At 69.9% G+C, this 16,740-nt stretch carries 12 protein-coding genes and 1 tRNA gene; 1 reads left to right on the top strand and 12 read right to left on the bottom strand.

Going from position 1 to position 16,740, the window contains the following annotated elements:
- Positions 1 to 54 precede the first annotated feature (54 nt).
- From OV427_RS17570 to OV427_RS17535, 8 genes are all read right to left on the bottom strand, one after another.
- A complete protein-coding gene (locus OV427_RS17570) occupies positions 55 to 3,195 on the bottom strand; it encodes an efflux RND transporter permease subunit (protein ID WP_267857276.1) in 3,141 nt (1,046 codons plus the stop codon).
- A gap of 18 nt (positions 3,196 to 3,213) precedes the next feature.
- Positions 3,214 to 4,326 carry an efflux RND transporter periplasmic adaptor subunit gene (locus OV427_RS17565; RefSeq protein ID WP_267863439.1) on the bottom strand — a complete coding sequence of 371 codons (1,113 nt, stop codon included), beginning with the start codon at positions 4,324 to 4,326 and terminating at the stop codon, positions 3,214 to 3,216.
- Between the two features lie 88 nt (positions 4,327 to 4,414).
- Positions 4,415 to 5,788 carry a TolC family protein gene (locus OV427_RS17560; RefSeq protein ID WP_267857275.1) on the bottom strand — a complete coding sequence of 458 codons (1,374 nt, stop codon included), beginning with the start codon at positions 5,786 to 5,788 and terminating at the stop codon, positions 4,415 to 4,417.
- 104 nt (positions 5,789 to 5,892) lie between these two features.
- Positions 5,893 to 6,645 carry a hypothetical protein gene (locus OV427_RS17555; RefSeq protein WP_267857274.1) on the bottom strand — a complete coding sequence of 251 codons (753 nt, stop codon included), beginning with the start codon at positions 6,643 to 6,645 and terminating at the stop codon, positions 5,893 to 5,895.
- Positions 6,646 to 6,771: 126 nt separating this feature from the next.
- On the bottom strand, positions 6,772 to 7,587 hold the full coding sequence (locus OV427_RS17550) for a LytR/AlgR family response regulator transcription factor (protein ID WP_267857273.1): 816 nt from the start codon (positions 7,585 to 7,587) through the stop codon (positions 6,772 to 6,774).
- Complete coding sequence (locus tag OV427_RS17545) at positions 7,584 to 8,762, bottom strand: sensor histidine kinase (protein WP_267857272.1); 1,179 nt, start codon at positions 8,760 to 8,762, stop codon at positions 7,584 to 7,586. The genes OV427_RS17550 and OV427_RS17545 overlap by 4 nt, the downstream gene beginning before the upstream one ends.
- 210 nt (positions 8,763 to 8,972) lie before the next feature.
- Positions 8,973 to 9,548 carry a hypothetical protein gene (locus OV427_RS17540; protein WP_267857271.1) on the bottom strand — a complete coding sequence of 192 codons (576 nt, stop codon included), beginning with the start codon at positions 9,546 to 9,548 and terminating at the stop codon, positions 8,973 to 8,975.
- Positions 9,549 to 10,050: 502 nt separating this feature from the next.
- Positions 10,051 to 11,865 carry an acyl-CoA dehydrogenase gene (locus tag OV427_RS17535; RefSeq protein ID WP_267857270.1) on the bottom strand — a complete coding sequence of 605 codons (1,815 nt, stop codon included), beginning with the start codon at positions 11,863 to 11,865 and terminating at the stop codon, positions 10,051 to 10,053.
- A gap of 170 nt (positions 11,866 to 12,035) precedes the next feature.
- Between OV427_RS17535 and OV427_RS17530 the strand changes: the two genes are divergently transcribed.
- Positions 12,036 to 12,650 carry a hypothetical protein gene (locus OV427_RS17530; protein ID WP_267857269.1) on the top strand — a complete coding sequence of 205 codons (615 nt, stop codon included), beginning with the start codon at positions 12,036 to 12,038 and terminating at the stop codon, positions 12,648 to 12,650.
- A gap of 89 nt (positions 12,651 to 12,739) precedes the next feature.
- On the opposite strand, the gene OV427_RS17525 is transcribed toward OV427_RS17530, so the two are convergent.
- From OV427_RS17525 to bla, 4 genes are all read right to left on the bottom strand, one after another.
- Positions 12,740 to 13,864 (bottom strand): slipin family protein, encoded by a 1,125-nt coding sequence (locus OV427_RS17525; RefSeq protein WP_267857268.1) that lies wholly within the window; start codon positions 13,862 to 13,864, stop codon positions 12,740 to 12,742.
- Between the two features lie 339 nt (positions 13,865 to 14,203).
- Positions 14,204 to 14,277, bottom strand: a tRNA-Ser gene (locus tag OV427_RS17520).
- 301 nt (positions 14,278 to 14,578) lie between these two features.
- Positions 14,579 to 15,577 (bottom strand): hypothetical protein, encoded by a 999-nt coding sequence (locus tag OV427_RS17515; RefSeq protein WP_267857267.1) that lies wholly within the window; start codon positions 15,575 to 15,577, stop codon positions 14,579 to 14,581.
- 252 nt (positions 15,578 to 15,829) lie between these two features.
- Positions 15,830 to 16,591 (bottom strand): subclass B1 metallo-beta-lactamase, encoded by a 762-nt coding sequence (bla, locus tag OV427_RS17510; protein WP_267857266.1) that lies wholly within the window; start codon positions 16,589 to 16,591, stop codon positions 15,830 to 15,832.
- Positions 16,592 to 16,740: the final 149 nt, after the last annotated feature.

Genomic DNA, 16,740 nt, shown 5'->3' with positions numbered 1-16,740 from the left:
CGGTCCGGCGCCGTCCCTGGGGGCATACGGACGCTGTCCCCCATCCTGGCTGACTCAGTGTGAAGGAGCAGGTGGCGCCACCACGTCGGCGAGGGGCCGCCGGGCCTCGCCGCGCAGCCGCTGCATCAGCACGTAGAGGCCGGGGATGAAGACGAAGTTCACCACCGTGGACACGAGCATCCCGCCGAACACCGCCGTGCCCAGCGAGTTGCGAGACGCCGCGCCCGCGCCCGACGCCGTCATCAGCGGCACCACGCCGAGGAGGAACGCAATCGACGTCATCAGGATGGGACGCAGGCGCACCTCGGCTGCCTCCACCACCGCGTCGACGACATTCCTCCCGCTCTCGCGAAGCTGCTCCGCGAACTCCACGATGAGGATGGCGTTCTTGCTGGCGAGGCCCACCAGCATGACGAGTCCCACCTGACAGAACACGTCATTGGCGTACCCGCGCAGCAACTGGAGTCCCAGCGCGCCCATGATGGCCAGCGGCACTGAGAGGATGATGACCAGCGGCAGGGTGAAGCTCTCGTACTGCGCCGCGAGCACCAGGAAGACGAAGAGCAGGCCCAGGCCGAAGATGACCATCGTCTGCCCGCCGCTCTGCTTCTGCTCCAGGCTGATGCCCGTCCACTCCGTGCTCATGCCCAGGGGCAGGTGCTGCGCGGCGAGGGCCTCCATCGCCTCCATCGCCTGACCGGAGGACACGCCCGGCGCCGCCTGGCCGTTGATTTCCACCGCGCGGAAGAGGTTGTAGTGGCGGATGACCTGCGCGGACACCGTGGGCTCCACCTTCACCAGTGACTCCAGCGGAATCATGTCCCCGCTGTCGCTGCGCACGTAGAAGGCGCCGATGTCCTGCGGGCTGTCGCGGAACTGCTGCTCGGCCTGCACATAGACGCGGTACGCGCGGTTCGCGTAGTTGAAGTCGTTGACGTACTGGCTGCCCATGTAGACCTGCATGGTGCCGAAAATCTGCTCGATGGGGACACCCAGGGCCTTGGCCTTCTGCCGGTCCACCTCCACGTCGAGCAGCGGCGTGTCGGCGTTGAAGCCGGTGAAGACACCGCGCAACTGGCTGTCCTCGTTGCCCCTGGCCATGAGCGTCTGCACGGCGGAGGCAAGCTGGTCCAGCGAGCTGGTGCCGGCCGTGTCCTCGACGACGAACTGGAAGCCGCCCACGGTGCCCACGCCGCGGATGGCCGGAGGCTGGAAGGGCATCACCCGCGCCCCGCCGATGCGGCCGAGCGGCGCGCGCAGTCGCTCCACCAGCGCGGCCACCGACTGGTCCTTCCCCCGCCGTTCCTCCCACGGCTTCAGCGCGGCGAAGATGTTGGCCATGTTGGGGCCGGTGCCCTGGGGAGAGAATCCGCCGTTGGCGAAGATGACGCGCACCTCCGGCTGGTCCTTCAGCACCGCCTCCACCTCCGCCATCACCTTCTCCGTCTGGGCGAGCGACGTGCCCTCCGGCCCCTGCACGGAGACGATGATGTAGCCCTGGTCCTCGTCGGGGATGAAGCCCGTGGGCGTCGCCTTGAACAGCGCCACCGTGGCGCCGATGCACAGCAGGAATGCGCCCAGGATGATGAGCGGATGCTTCAGCAGCCGGCGCAGGCCGCGGCCGTACACGGCTCGCGTCGCGTCCAGTGTTTTGTCCACCCAGCGGAAGAAGACCCACTTCTCACCCTGCTGGTGCCTGAGCATCCGCGCGGACAGCGCGGGCGTGAGCGTCAGGGCGCAGAAGGTGGAGAGGGCCACCGACGCGGTGATGGTCAGTGCGAACTGGCGGTAGATGGCGCCGGTGGTGCCGGGGAAGAGGGCCACCGGGACGAACACCGCCACCAGCACGATGGAGATGGCGATGACCGCGCCGGCCACCTCCTTCATGCCTTCTCGCGCGGCCTGCATGGGCGTCAGGTGCCGCTCCACCATCAACCGCTCGATGTTCTCGATGACGACGATGGCGTCGTCCACCACCAGGCCCGTGGCCAGGGTGAGGCCGAAGAGGGTGAGGGTGTTGATGGAGAAGCCCATCAACTGGACGAAGGCGAAGGTGCCCACCAGCGAGACGGGGAGGGTGAAGGCGGTGATGAGCACGCTGCGCCAGCCGTGAAGGAACAGGAAGATGACGAGGATGACGAGCGCAATCGCCTCCACCAGCGACCGGAGCACCTCGTGGATGGTGGCACGCACTGCGAGCGTGGTGTCGGTGCCCGTCTGGAATTGCATGCCCGGGGGAAATTGCTGAGAGAGCTTCGCCAGCTCCGCGAAGACGCCGTCACGCACGTCGAGCGCGTTGGCGGTGGGCAACTGGAAGATGGCGAGGCCAACGGCCGCCTTGCCGCCGAAGCGCAGCAGGGAGCTGTAGTTCTCCGCGCCCATCTCCACGCGGCCCACGTCCTTCACGCGCACGCTCTTGCCGTCGTTCTGGCGCATGAGGACGATGTCGCCGAACTCCTCGGGCTCCACGAGCCGGCCCCGCGCCCGCACCGCGAGCTGGTAGGGCTGGTCCTCGTTGGAGGGCGGCTGGCCCACCTGTCCTGCGGCCACCTGGAGGTTCTGTTCCTGGAGGGCGCGTGTGACGTCCTGCGGGGTGAGCTTGCGGCGTGCCAGCTCCGTGGGGTCCAGCCACAGGCGCATGGAGAACTTGCGCTCACCGAAGATGCGCACCTCGCCCACGCCACGCACGCGCTTGATGGCGTCCTTGAGATTCACGTCGGCGTAGTTGCTGAGGAACTTCGCGTCGTAGCGCTCATCCGGGCTGAACAGGGCCACCGACATCAGAATCTGGCTGGAGGCCTTGTTGATGACGATGCCCGACTGGTTCACCTGCGAGGGCAGGCGGGCGGAGGCGCGGCTGACGCGGTTCTGCACGTCCACCGCCGCCACCTCGATGTCACGCGAGGCCTCGAAGGTGATGATGATGGTGCTGGTGCCATCGTTGCTACTGGTGGAGGTGATGTAGCGCATGCCCTCCACGCCGTTGAGCTCCTGCTCCAGTGGGATGGTGACGGCGCTCTCCACCACCTCGGCACTGGCACCCACGTAGGTGCTGCTGACCGTCACCTGCGGCGGTGCCAGGTCCGGATACTGGGCGATGGGCAGCGAGGGAATGGCAACGAGTCCCACCAGCGTCAGCAGGATGGAGCAGACGATGGCGAAGACGGGCCGGCGGATGAAGAAGTCGACGAACATGGCGAGCTGTTCCTCCGCTCAGCGGCTGCTACCGAAGGGAGTGCCGCCAGCCGAGGCCTCGGCGCGCGGAGCGGCCTTCACCTTCACGGGAGTGCCGTCACGCAGTGCCTGCATGGAGGAGATGGCGACGAGGTCTCCCGCTTCCAGCCCCTTCTCCACGACGTAGGCCATCTCACCCAGTGCACCGAGGGTGATGGGACGGCGCTCCACTGCCGTCTTGCCGTCCTTCTCCTGCACCACCAGCGCGAAGGGCTGGCCGCTCTGGCGCACCACCGCGAGCGCCGGAATCTGCAGGGCATCCCTGACGGAGTAGACCATGCGCGCACGCACCATCTCGTTGGGGCGCAGGCCCCCCGTGTTGCGGAAGGCGGCCTTCACCTCCACCAACTGGGTGCGCGGGTCGGCCTGCGGCGCGACGAAGAAGACGGTGCTGGTGAGCAGCACCTTCCCCTTCGCGTCGAGGATTTCCACCGCCGTGTCGGGCTTGAGCGAGCGGGCGCGCGAGGAGGGCACCGACACGCTCACCTCGAGCACATCCGCCTGCGCCACGCTGGTCAGCGGCGTGGTGGCGTTGACGAAGTCACCCAGCCGCACCAGCACGTCACCCACGGTGCCGGCGAAGGGCGCGCGCACCACGTTGAACTGCAACTGCACCTGGCGCTGCGTCACCTGTGCGGCGGAGGAGCGCGACGCGGCGTCGGCGGCCTCCACCTGGGCGCGGGCGGCCTCCAGTTCCTGCGCGCTCGCGAGGCCCTCCTTGTTGAGCGCCTCCGTGCGGGCCAGGGTGCGGCGGGACAGTTCCAGATTGACCTTGGTGGAGCTGAGCTGGGCCTGTGCGCTGTCGAGCGCGGCCGTGTCCTCGCGCGCATCCACTTCCACCAGGGGTGTGCCGGTCTCCACCTGCTGGCCTGGGCGCACGTGGATGCGGCGCACGTAGCCGCCCACCTGTGGCAGCACCGTGACGCTCTGCCGCGACAGCAGCGAGCCGAGGTACTCGCCGGTGTCCCGCACCTCGCGAGGGGCCAGCGACACCACGTCGATTTCACGAGGTGGCGGCGCGGCCGGGGCTGGCTTCTGCCCGGAGCATCCCGCCACCGCCATCATCACCGCCATGCTCCACACCGTCTTCATCAGCGTCTCCTGAGGGCGCACCCGCTTGGTCGGTCGCACCGGGCTTCCGCACACCGTCTTCATCCGTGTCTCCAGGGGCGCGCCCGCTTCACCAGTCGCACCGGGCCTCCGTCAGGAATGCGTCCAGGCGTGCCTGGACGGACTCGAACTCACGCAGCACCAGCGTCAGCTCCGCCTGGCGCAGGGCCGACGCGCTCTGCACCAGCTCCAGGCTGCTGCCGCGGCCCACTTCAAAGGCGCGTCGTGTCAGCCGGTCGGTGCGCTCCGCGAGGTCGCGTGACTCGCTCGCCGTCTTCACCAGGGCCTCGGCTACATCGACGCCGCGTCGGGCCTGGGCCACTTCCAATTCCACGTCGCGGCGGGCGCTCTCCAGCGCCGCGGCCGCCTGCGTCTCCACGCCCGCCCGCTCGCGCACCAGCCCCTCGCGCCCGCCGCCCTCCCAGAGGGGCACCGACAGCACGGCGGCGACATTCCAGGTCGCGAAGTGGCCGAGGCCCGGGGACGTGGTGAGGCCGTAGAGGGTGCTGGAAACGCCCAGCGTGGGCAGGTAGCCCGCGGCCGCCTGACGCTTGCTCTCCCGTGCTGACTCCACCTGCGCCTTCGCCGCCACCAGGTCCGGTCGAGAGTCCAGGCCGTCCAGCGCGGAGCATTCCTTGCGCGTCTGGTCCACCAGTCCCTGGAGGTTGAAGGCCGGGTCCACGCCCATCGCCTGGCCGAAGCCGAGCGCGAAGCCCAGGGCCTCACGCGCCTGGCGCAGTTGCTCGTCTCCCGCGACGAGAGCGCCGCGCGCCACCGCCACGTCCTGATTCACGCGCACCACGTCCAGTTGGTTGCCCGCGCCCAGCTCGAAGCTGCGCTGGGTGAGCGCCGCGCGCTCCAACGCCTGGCGCAGATTCACGCGGTTGATTTCCGCCGCGCGCTCGGCGGCCACCGTCGCCACCAGCGTTCTTGCCAGCCCCAGCGTGAGGCGGCGGCGTACGTCCTGGAGGCTCGCCACCGCGCTCTTCTCCGCGGCCCTGGTGGAGGACAGGCCCCGCCACGCGCTCAGGTCCACCACCGACTGAGTCAGCGTCGCGGTGAGGGTGCCCACGGGCGTTGTGGCGGTGCGGCCGTCACCCGCGGCCCCCGGGTTCACCCCCGAGGGGACGTCCGGATTGAGCAGGTCATGCGCCACGCCGGCCTGTGCGCGCGCATTGGGCAGCAGTGACGACAGGGCCTGGCGCCAGCGGCCACTGGCGCGCTCCACTCCGGCCTCCGCGCCGCGCAGGTCCGTGGAGCGCTCGCGCACGAGGGCGAGCGCCTCGTCCCAGGTCTTCACCCACCGGGGAGCGGGCGGGACAGGGGTGAGCATCGCGTCTTCGACCTTCGGCTGGACGATGGCCGAGGGGAGGTCGGAGGACGTCGGCTCGGACTGTACCGAGGTGACGGCGAGCGCCAGGAGGAGGACGGAAGGAGGTGCCATGTGCCGGACGTGGAGGAGGGAAGACAGTGACCGGGCCGAGTCACCGTGCACGCATCCCGAGGGAGCACCGAGCCCCCTCCGGGCGCAGAAACGTGAGGCGCGGTTCAGCTCCGCGGGGCCGCCGGCTTGAACACCGAGGCCTCGATGGGCGCGTCGTAGTGGGCGCTCTGGATGACCTTCTCGCCCTTCTTGCCGTCGGCCTCCCACTGCACGCGGTGGCTCAGCTTGATGCCGTCCACGTCGCGGTAGTCGGAGAAGAAGGCCGTCTTGTTGTACGCCTTGCCCTCGTGCGTTCCGGTGGAGGTGCGGCGCACCTCCAGGAACGACTGCTGGTCGATGAAGCGGACCTCCGTGTTGCCACCCCGGGTGAGGACCAGCCTGTGTGCGGGCGCGCCGTTCACCTGTTCCACGCCGTCCAGCTTCAGCGCCACGCCCTGAGCCTTCGGGTCCAGGAGGGCGTCATCGAAGGCCGCGTACTCGGCCATCGTCGCGCTCTTCTCCTTGTCCAGCCGCTGCGGCGCCGCAGAGCCCTCCACCATCCAGCCCTGCTGGCCGTCGAACACCTTGCTCGTCCGCGTGCCGTTCTTCTCCATGTCGTAGCGCACGAGGTTGGGACGCGCGCGCTGCACGGTGGTGGTGGTGACGGTCTCTCCGTCGCGGGTAACGGTGGTGACCTGGAAGGACTTCGCGGCCTTGAGCCGCTCCTTGCCGCCCACGGCCTTCAGGTGCTTGTCGACGAGCGTCTGGAGCGACAGCTGGCCCTGGTGGCACTCGGCGCCCTCGCCGGCGGCGGCGATGGCGGGGACGAACGTCAGACCGAGAGCGAGGAACGAGGAAACGAGGGACTTGCGCAGCATGGGGTGTGCCTCCGTTGTGGCGGGTGACGGGAGGCACAGTGCCCTCGGGAGGGGCGCGGCGCTGGAGTGTTCAGCCGGTGGGGACGGGCGTGCGGCGAACGGGCCCCCTCATGCGGCGAACGGGCTTCACCGCAGGTGCTGGAACTTCTCGCGGTGGCTGCGGGCCACGCGCAATTCGGCGCCGCCGGTGAGCACCACGACGAGGTCCCTGCGCCCTTCATTGCGCAGCTCGCGGATGCGCCGCGAGTTGACGATGGCCGAGCGGTGGATGCGCATGAAGCGCTCCGGGTCCAGGCGCGCCTCCAGGCTCTGCATCGTCTCGCGGTGGAGGTACGACTTCCCGCCCGCGTGAATCTGCACGTAGTAGTCGGCGGCCTCGATGTATTCGATTTCGTCCACGTCGAGGAACACCACGCGCCCCGTGTCGCGGATGGCGAGCCGGTGCACCCACGGCTCCGGCGCGGCGGCGGGCACGGGAGCAGGGCCCGGAGGCGGAGTGACTTCCCGGTCGCCGTAGGTGGAGAGCACGGACAACAGCCGCTGGCTCAAGTCGGACATGCGCGCCTGGCGAATCTGCGCCTTGGCGCGGCCCACGGCGTCGTGGAAGCGGTCGTCCCGGAAGGGCTTGAGGAGGTAGTCGAGCGCGTGGATGTCGAAGGCGCGCAGGGCGTAGCGGTCGTACGCGGTGACGAAGATGACGGCCGGCACTTCGCCAGGCCCGAGGTGGGCGAGGACCTCGAAGCCGTTGAGCTCGGGCATCTGTACGTCGAGCAGGACGAGGTCGGGCCGCTGCTCGCGGATGAGGCGCACGGCCTCCGGGCCGTTGCCGGCCTCGCCCACCACGCTGACCTCCGGGTCCGTGGCGAGCAGCAGGCGCAGGCCCTCGCGCGCCAGGGGCTCGTCATCCACGACGAGCGTGCGGATGCTGGCGGGCACGTTCATGACACGGGCACCTCCGCCGAGGCGGACTGGAAGGGCAATTCCAGGCGGGCACGCACGCCGCCTCCGGGGCGGTTCTCCAGCGTGAAGGCGTGGCGGTCTCCGTAGAGCTGATGCATGCGGGCGCGCACGTTGGCCACGCCGATGCAGCCGTCATGGGTGTCCCAGCCGGGTGCGAGCCCGGGGCCGTCGTCGAGCACCTCCAGCACCAGCCGCGCTCCCTCGCGCGAGGCGCGCAATTCCACGCGTCCGGCGCCGGAGCGCGCGGAGAGGCCGTGCTTGATGGCGTTCTCCACCAGCGGCTGGAGGATGAGGCTGGGTACGAGCGCGCCGAGCGTGGCGGGGTCGATGGCGCGGACCACCTGGAGCCGGTCCTGGAAGCGGGTCTGCTCGATGTCGAGGTAGCGCTCCAGGAAGTCGAGGTCCTCGTGGAAGGGGACGTGCTGCCGGCCGGTGTTGTTGAGGGCCATGCGCAGCAGCTCGCTCACGCCGGTGAGCATGCGGATGGAGCCGGCGGTGTCCTGCTTGCGCACGAGGACGGAGATGGCGTTGAGCGTGTTGAAGAGGAAGTGCGGGTGGAGCTGGGCGCGAAGGGCGTCGAGCTGGGCGTGGACCAGGCGCGTCTCGAGCTGCGACTGGGCCAGCTCTCCCTCGCGGTAGCGGCGGTGGTACTCCACCGCGTAGCCGACGGAGAGGATGCCGCCGTAGATGAGCAGGTCGGTGACGACGTACTTGCTCAGCATCATCGGCAGGATTTGAGGCAGGGGGTTGTCGATGTACCACTGCTCCCCACAGGCCTTGGAGACGGTGTGGACGAGGACCACGTGGGGGAGCATGAGCGCGAAGAACGTGGACACGTGGACCGCGAGGCTTCGGGGCCAGGCGCCACGCTCCAGTCGCCAGCGCCGTCCCAGCCAGAGGATGAGCGGGGTGGCGAAGGCCCAGTACTCCCAGGCCGGGACAATCATCATCAGGGCCCGGCTGAACGGATAGGTGGGGTCCTTGGCCTGGGCGTAGATGTAGTTCTGGCTCGCGCCGATGATGCCCGGCACGGCCCAGATGAGCAGGAGCGGCGGCAGGCGGCGCGCCCACTGGAGCAGCGCGGACGGCGCGGGCGCGGAGGACACCGGCCGCGGCGTCACGGCGGAGGACGGCAGGGCGGGAGAGGTGGTTTCCACGGCGGCCTGATTCTACGCCCGTGCCAGGGCCTCTTCCGAGCCGGTGCAGCCAAAGGGCTCTGGCGTGCAGCGAATGGGAATGCCTGCCTGCCCACCGAGCTGCATTCGTGCGAGCAGGGACGGTGGGCCCTCAAGCGTCAGCGCGAGGCTGGCCGGCCCGCTGACTGCCATACGTGCGCCGAGGCGGTGTGTCCCCGCCGGGAGCCTGTGTCAGCGCGAGGCCAGCCGGCCCTGGGTGTCGATGAAGAACGCGCCGTCACCCGCGACCACCTGCACGCCCTGACGCTCTTCCTCGATGAGCCGCACCGCTCCGGAGACGCTCCAGGCGCGCTCGGTGCCCAGCTCCAGCACGTGTCCGTCGGCGGTGCCCGCGTACCGCGAGGTCAGCACCGTGTACGTGGCGTCCGGGGGCAGCACCTTTGCGAGCAGGTCCAGGCGCTCCACGTACTCGGCGGCGCTCGCCTCTTCGGCGGGCGGCAAGGCCTGCCAGCTCACGCCGAGCACGGGTTCCAGGTGGAAGGCGGAGTCGAGCGAGACGATGCCCGCGTCCGTGGCGGCGAAGAGTCGCTCCCCGGCGACCTCCAGCGCGAGGCACGTGGTTCCCGGCAGCCCCTCTTCCGCGCCGAACACGTGCACCGGCGCTCCGTCCGGGGTGAGCACCTCCAGGCCCTCGGTGGTGCAGGCGACGAGGTGGCCCGCGAAGGGCTGCATCGCGTACACGGCGCCGGGCTGGGTGGCGGGAGAGGAGAGGGCGATGGCGGCGGCGATGGAGAGGGCGGAGAGCATCACCCCCGTCCTTCATTGCGAACCCCGGGCCAGCGCTCCTTCCCCAGGGAGGACGCGGAGATACCGGCGACGGGGTGTGCGCCCCAGGCCACAGGTGCGGCCGGGCGCCAGCGGTGACGGTTCGCGTCACCGGCTCATCCAGGACGCGCGTGCGGCCCGCACGGAATGAGGTGCTCCCGGCGACCGGCAGCCGCGGAAGGAAGCTTCATTCCGCGAGACCTCCGCCCGAAGGTGGGGCGGAAGGAAGCTTCATTCCGCGAGTGCCCCCGCCCGACGGTGGGTGGAGCGGAAGGAAGCTTCATTCCGCGAGTGCCCCCGCCCGACGGTGGGTGGAGCGGAAGGAAGCTTCATTCCGTGAGTCACCCCGCCCGAAAGTGGGTGGAGCGGAAGGAAGCTTCATTCCGCCCGCGAGACCTCCGCCCGAAGGGCAGCGGAAGGAAGCTTCATTCCACGAGTCCGCCGCCCGACGGGGACGGACGGCAGCGCCTTCCCGCGCTCCGAATCAGAACGACTCTTCCGGCACGTCCATCAGGTCCAACGTGCCCGCCTCCACCATGCGCGCGGCGTGCGCCAGGCCCGGGAGCACCTCGTGGCAGTACCAGCGCGCGCTGGCGAGCTTGCCCGCGTAGAAGGCCCTGTCACCGGGGTTGCTCTTCATCCGCTCCAGCGCCACCTGTGCGTGCCGCACCAGCAGCCAGCCGATGACCAACTCCGCCACGGACATCAGCACGCGGTTGCCCTGCAGGCCCACGTGGTAGAGCGACTCGCCCAGCTTCCCCATCAGCGTGCCGAGCATCGTCTCCACGTCCCCCAGCGCCCGGCCCAGCGCGGCGCGCTCGGCCTCCAGCTCCTTCCCGCCTCCGCCGCCCTCGGCCGTCTCCCGCACCTGCGCCAGCAGCCCCTGCAGCGTCGCCCCACCGTCCTTCGCCACCTTGCGCATCAACAAGTCGAGCGCCTGGATGTGCGTGGTGCCCTCGTAGAGCGTGTCGATCTTCTGGTCCCGGATGTACTGCTCCACCGGGTAGTCCGTCAGGAAGCCCGAGCCGCCGTGCACCTGGAGCGACAGCGCCAGCATCTCGTACGCCTTCTCCGAGCAATAGCCCTTCACCAGCGGCAGCAGCATGTCGTTGAGCGCGTCCAGCTCACCAGCCTCCGTGGCGCGGTGGCCGCCCTTCAACTCCACACCGTCCTGGATGGAGGCGGTGAAGAGGCACAGCGCGCGCATGCCCTCCGCGTGCGCCTTCTGCGCCATCAGCATGCGGCGCACGTCCGGGTGGCGGAAGATGGGCACGCGCGGCGCCTTCTTGTCCCGCGCCTGCATCAGGTCCGCGCCCTGGAGCCGGTCCTTCGCGAAGGCCAGCGCGCGCTCGTAGCCCGCGGACAGCGTGGCCATGGACTTCACGCCCACCGCCATGCGCGCCTGCTCGATGATGTAGAACATCTGCCGCATGCCGTCGTGGACCTCGCCCAGCAGCAGGCCGCGCGCGGGCTTCCCGTCGCCGAACGTCAGCTCGCAGGTGACGGAGCCCTTCAGCCCCATCTTCTTCTCCAGCTTGGTGCACACCACGCCGTTGAGCTCGCCCAGGCGGCCGTCCTCCTCCACCCAGTACTTGGGCACCACGAACAGCGACAGTCCCTTGGTGCCCGGCCCCGCGCCCTCCGGCCGCGCCAGCACCATGTGCAGGATGTTCTCGGACATGTCCGAGTCGCCGTTGGTGATGAAGCGCTTCACGCCTTCAATCTCCCAGACCTCGCCGCCCACGTGACGCGCCTTCGTGCGCGCGGCGCCCACGTCGCTGCCGGCGTCCGGCTCGGTGAGCACCATGCTGCCCTGCCAGCGGCGCTCCAGCATCAGCGGCAGGAAGCGCCGCTTCTGCGCGTCCGTCCCCAGCCGGTCGAGGATGCGCGCCAGCAGGTTGCCCAGCGTGTAGAAGGCCAGCGCCGCGTTGGCGCCCGCCAGCAGCTCGAAGGCGGCCCAGCCCAGAGACGGCGGCGCGCCCAGGCCACCCAGGTGCGGCGGCTGCTCCAGCAGGTGCATGCCCGCCTCGTAGAACGCGCCCATGGCGTTCTTCAGGCCCGGCGGCAGCGTCACCTTCCCGCCCTCCAGCTTCGGCGGGTTGTGCTCCGACTCGTCGAACGACGCCGCCAGCTCACCCGTACACAGCTGCGCGAATGTCTGGAGCATCTGCCGCGCGGCCGTCTCGTCCAGGTCGCCAAACGGAGCCCGGCCGAGCGAGCTGTTCCCGATGTCGAGGAACTCGAAGAGGTTGAACTCGATGTCGCGCAGGTTGGGGAGGTAGTGGCTCGCGGAGGTCATGGGCCGCGAAGCTAGCCGAGGTTGATTCGAGAGTCAGTCCTCGGGCGGGAGTCATGGTTCACCCATGGTGAAATCCAATTGCGAATATGAGTGAAGACTGTTTAGCCTCGAAAAGCCGTCATTCACGGCGGCGCATCGGCTCGTTGTCCGAGCCGCAAAAGGGGCCACTCATGACTCGTCGTCCTGTCGTGTCCGTCTTCCGTTCGTTGGCATTGCTGTTCGTGGTGGGTGCACCGCTGATGGCGTCCGCGCAGGTCTGTGACGAGAGCACGCGCACGGCGTATCAGAACGCGGTGGACTCAGGGGCCACGGAGTCGCAGCTGGAGGCCCAGTTCGGTCAGTGTCGCGGCACGGTGACGCAGAGCGTGGTGGCGACCACCACCAACTTCAACATCTTCTACGAGAAGATGAACAGCTGCGGCCTGCACCCCCAGCAGCGGCGGCCGGCGTGCGACGTGGAGATTCGCCAGAACTTCGGCTACGGCGCCTTCCCCGCGGGCAGCAACGAGAACGTGCTGTTCTGCTTCGACTGCGACCTGAACGGCACCTACGAGTACGCCGTCCCGGGCGCCGTGCACGTGACGAACAACATCTCGCCGCAGGGGCCGTCCTGGTACCACTCGGTCAACGCGGTGGCCACCAACACGCCGGCCACGTGCGCGTGGGGCAGCGGCCGCACCATCCGCATCCGCGCCATCCTGTCGTGGTCCGCGAAGCCGGCCTCGTGCGCGTCCAAGCCCATCTGGGGCAACTGGATTGACTTCCAGGCCCGAATGGACCCGTGAGCCTCTCGCTGACCTGAGGCACTGAAGCACGAAGGGCCTCAGGGGCATGTTCCCCGGAGGCCCTTGTTGTCTCGTCGAGCAGCCTTCGCTCAGGAGCCCTTGAGCTGCAGCGTGGGCACCGCGCCCTCGCCGAGCACCAGGTGCACCTGGCCGACCTTGGAGGCCAGGTCCTTGTACGCCTCCAGCTCCTTGAGGCGCACCAGCAGCGGGTTCTCCGCCAGCACCTTCGCCGTCTGCGCCATGGAGCGCGTCGCGGCCGTCTCCTCGCGGCGGAGGATGACGTTGGCCTCCGCCTCCTTCTGCGCCTGGATGACCCGGTTGAGCAGCTCCTTCATCTCACCCGGCAGCACCACGTCCTTGATGCCGAAGCGCAACAGCTCCAGGCCCACCGTGTCCGCGCGGTCCTTCACGTCGGCGAAGAGGGACTCGGCCACCGCCTCACGGGAGGCGAGCAGCTCGTCCAGCGTGCGCACCGCCACCGCCTCGCGCGCCGCGAGCTGCATGGCGAGGTAGAGGATGTCATCCGGCGAGCGGGCCACCACGGCGAGCCGGCGCGCGTCCGCCACGCGGAAGGCCGCGGAGAGGTTGAGGCGCAGGCTGACGCGGTCCTTCGTCATCACCTCCTGGCCCGTGACGTGGAGCAGGCGCTCACGCAGGTCGATGGCCGCGAGCTGCACCTTGCGCGCGACCGTCCACGCCGCGTGACGGCCGGCGGGCAGCACCGCGTCCAGGGAGCCGTCCACGTAGCGCAGCACGACGCTGCCCTCCGCGGCGATGGCCTCCACGTAGTCGCTCGCGGGCACGAGCGCGCGCACGTCGTCACGCAGCGGGGCCGTGGCGACACCGGACGTGTCCACGCGCTCCACGCGCACGGCGGGCGAGGCGGGCACCAGGGCGCGGCCGGGGATGCGCTCCACCGTCCACACCTGGTGCTGACCGCGGCCGAGCCACTTCGCGGGGCGGCCCTTGTGGAAGAGGACGGCGCGCTCGTCGGCGCCGAGCTCCACCACCTGGAGGTCCGCCTCCGGCACGAGGGCCAGGAGCGACGTGTCGAGGTTGACGAGGGGCTGCTCGGTGCTCACGCGCACCAGCCGCGCCTTGCGGAAGGGGTAGGCCAGCCAGTACCGGCCGGGCACGAGGTAGCGCGTCGGCAACTCGTCCACGAGGACGAACGCCCGCTCGTTCTGCCCGACATCCACACGCATGATGCTCATCGCGCACCTCCCTTCTCCCCGCTGACGGGGAGCCCTTGAAGCCGGGTCCGTGATTGCGCGCCTGCGCGCGCGGGGCCCGGGTACGACTGAAAAGTGAGAGCCCCACCCTTCACGGACGTGAAGCGCCGACTGCGTGCCCGTTCCGCGTCCGGCCTCTCCGCGCGCGCGGGCCTGGCCATTCCACGGACGGCGGCAGGGGCTCCCGCTGACGGCTCGGGGTGGCCCTGTCGCCCTGGCGGAGGGCCGGGCGTCACGGCGGTGAAAGGTGGATGCGGTGGACCAGCGTTCGCGTCAGCTCCGGGCAGGACCCCCTGGTGGATGACCGATGTTGGAGATCGGATCAGAACGAAGGATTTGAACCTTCAACCCCAAGATTTCGAATCTTGTGCTCTTCCCAATTGAGCTAGTTCTGAAAGGCCCCCGGATGCCGGGAACCCTTCTTGGGCCTTGCGGCGGCCCGGCCGGACGGCCCGATGTGAGGGAACCACCGCGAGCAATGGACCCGGGGACACCCTGTCCGGTGCACGAGCGCAGCGCGCCCACGCCCGGACCCGGGAGCCCGGGGACAGCCCCGTGGCACCTCTGGATTCCGTCAGTTCGCAGGGACGCCGCGGTGGCAGGGTGTCTGACAAGCTCGTGAATGCGACGGCCCTCGTCACCGGTGCTCGGATGACGAGGGCCCATGCTGCCCGCGTTGCCGTGAGGTGGCTGTGCCTACTCTGCCGTGTCGGGCGGCTCGCTGTCGGCCTCCAGCGGCGTCGGGGCCTTGACGGCCTGTGGAGTCGGCGTCGCGAGCACGGACTGCACGGCCGGGTTGGGCACGAAGGACTCGGAGGGCTCAGGGGCCTTGCAGGCCGTGGTGTCGTCCGTGGCCGGGCGGCCTGGGGTGCTCTTGTTCGCCCGGGCCTGCCTCGCCGCCGAGGGCAGCGGGCACATGGGCAGCGGCGTGCTGGACGTCGGCTTCGCCACCGTGGGCCCGCGCGACTTGGAGTCGGAGTTGCGCCGGGACGCGGCGTCACCGCGCGACGTGGAGTCACCCCGCGACGTGGAATCCCCCTGCGCGAGCGAGTCGCTCTGCGTGTTCGCCTTGCCCTCGCTGGTGGAGGTGGACGTGGCGGTGGCCACCGCGGAGGGCGCGGGCTTCTTCGCCGCCTCGCCCAGCACCTCCGTCAGGCGGTTGTTGCTGTCATGCATCTGGTCCATCGCATGGCCCAGGGTGACGTCATGCAGCGTGCGCGTGCGCTCCAGGCTGGCGTCGTGCTGCGTGCGCTCCTTGTCGAGGTTCGCCTGATACTCCGAGCGGTCCTTCTCGAGGCTGGCCTTCAGCGTGTCCCGCTCCTGGGTGACTTCGCTCAGGCGCTGCTCCAGCGCGCGCTTCTCCGTGTTCATCACCGACTCCGCGCGGGCCATGCACGCGCCGAGCACCTTCTCCTCGGGCTCGCGCTCCGGCATTGGCTCACCGCGGTTCCAGGCCACCATCGCCATGCTCTGCCAGCGGTAGTCCGCGTGCATGACGCACTCCTGGACCAGCCGCGTCAGCCGGTCCTCGGACCAGATGGGCGTCGGCCGTGCACAGGGGCCCACTTCTTCCTTGAGCGAAGAGGGAAAGGTGCGGACCTGACGGACCCAGCAACCGTTTCGCTGCTCCAGTTTCGACGCCGTGCACCCCGCCAACCCCATCGCGAGCACCACCACCGCCGCCACCCGTTTCATGTCACCCCTCCATCCCCAACACCGGCCCGCGTTCGCTGCGGGCACGGTAGGGACGGTGCGATCCGCCGCCCATTCAATGGGGTCATGCGGCACGCAGGGGATGTCAGGGGTCCAACGAATCAGGGCAGGCGACCGAGCGTGAAGTGACCCACCGCGCGTGCGCTGGCCAACGGTGGCGCGCTTCCAACAGTGACGACCCGGCACGGGGGGGCGGTGTCCCGGGCCACGGCTGTTGGGAACTTGTGGAGTGTTTCAGTGCAGCAGGGCCTGGGTGTGCGTCAGCAATTCCGGCCCGCCGGGCTGTCCGTGGCCGGGCACCACCACCCGCACGTCGGGGAAGTGCTGGCGCGTGCGCTCCAGGCTCGCGGGCCAGGCGGCCACGTCCGCGTCCGACAGGTTGCCCAGGTCCTTCGCGGCGCCGTCCTTCACGAAGCAGCCACCGAAGAGCACTCCGCTGTCGCGGTGCCACACCACGATGTTGTCCGGCGCGTGGCCCGCGCCGGGGAAGAACACCTCCACCGGGCCCAGGGACTGTGACGGGGACACGGTGTCCGGAGGCACGGGCTTGCCGCGCGCCTTCGCGAGCTTCGCCGTCTGCTCCAGCCCATAGACGGGAAGGCCCGCGGCCACGAGCGCGGGCACGCCGCCCGTCCGGTCCTCATGGAAGTGTGTCACCACGGCCGCGCGCACCGGGCGGTGCAGCGTGTCGCGGGCCCAGGTCATGAGCTGCTCGGCGTGTCGCGCGTTCCACCCCATGTCCACGAGGAGCGCCTCGTTTCCATCCTCGATGAGCAGCCCGTTGGCGGGGTAATGGTCGAAGTCCGCACCCGCCAGCGTCGTGTGGAGCCACACGCCAGGCGCGAGCCGGCGCACGTGGATGTCTTCAGCCACCGTGTACTCAGCCTGCATCGACGGCGTGGCGTCGGTGCCGCGTTCCGGCGTGGAGGCACACGCGACGCCGAGCAGGAGCACGGCGCAGAGGCGGAGTCGGTGGAGGGAGGGGGACGGCGTCATGGTGAACCTCTGCGGGTGTGGTCCTGCGCCCGCGTTTCGGGGAGGACGCGCCCGGATGCAAGCCATATGCGCGGTGGCGTGCGGAGGTTCATGTCGCGACGGCGGGCTCCGTCCCGTGCAGCCCTCTCCCGTGGCGCCCCCCCTGCGGC

It is taken from the genome of Pyxidicoccus sp. MSG2 (genome assembly GCF_026626705.1).
Taxonomy (GTDB): Bacteria; Myxococcota; Myxococcia; order Myxococcales; family Myxococcaceae; genus Myxococcus.
The sequence above is the reverse complement of the archived record's forward strand: the minus strand, read 5'-3'. Positions and strand labels throughout refer to the sequence as shown.

Bases quoted from the DNA above. Each gene is read 5' to 3' on its own strand.
- OV427_RS17570 (WP_267857276.1), bottom strand. From the start codon at position 3,195: ATGTTCGTCGACTTCTTCATCCGCCGGCCCGTCTTCGCCATCGTCTGC.
- OV427_RS17565 (WP_267863439.1), bottom strand. From the start codon at position 4,326: ATGAAGACGGTGTGGAGCATGGCGGTGATGATGGCGGTGGCGGGATGC.
- OV427_RS17560 (WP_267857275.1), bottom strand. From the start codon at position 5,788: ATGGCACCTCCTTCCGTCCTCCTCCTGGCGCTCGCCGTCACCTCGGTA.
- OV427_RS17555 (WP_267857274.1), bottom strand. From the start codon at position 6,645: ATGCTGCGCAAGTCCCTCGTTTCCTCGTTCCTCGCTCTCGGTCTGACG.
- OV427_RS17550 (WP_267857273.1), bottom strand. From the start codon at position 7,587: ATGAACGTGCCCGCCAGCATCCGCACGCTCGTCGTGGATGACGAGCCC.
- OV427_RS17540 (WP_267857271.1), bottom strand. From the start codon at position 9,548: ATGCTCTCCGCCCTCTCCATCGCCGCCGCCATCGCCCTCTCCTCTCCC.
- OV427_RS17535 (WP_267857270.1), bottom strand. From the start codon at position 11,865: ATGACCTCCGCGAGCCACTACCTCCCCAACCTGCGCGACATCGAGTTC.
- OV427_RS17530 (WP_267857269.1), top strand. From the start codon at position 12,036: ATGACTCGTCGTCCTGTCGTGTCCGTCTTCCGTTCGTTGGCATTGCTG.
- OV427_RS17525 (WP_267857268.1), bottom strand. From the start codon at position 13,864: ATGAGCATCATGCGTGTGGATGTCGGGCAGAACGAGCGGGCGTTCGTC.
- OV427_RS17515 (WP_267857267.1), bottom strand. From the start codon at position 15,577: ATGAAACGGGTGGCGGCGGTGGTGGTGCTCGCGATGGGGTTGGCGGGG.
- bla (WP_267857266.1), bottom strand. From the start codon at position 16,591: ATGACGCCGTCCCCCTCCCTCCACCGACTCCGCCTCTGCGCCGTGCTC.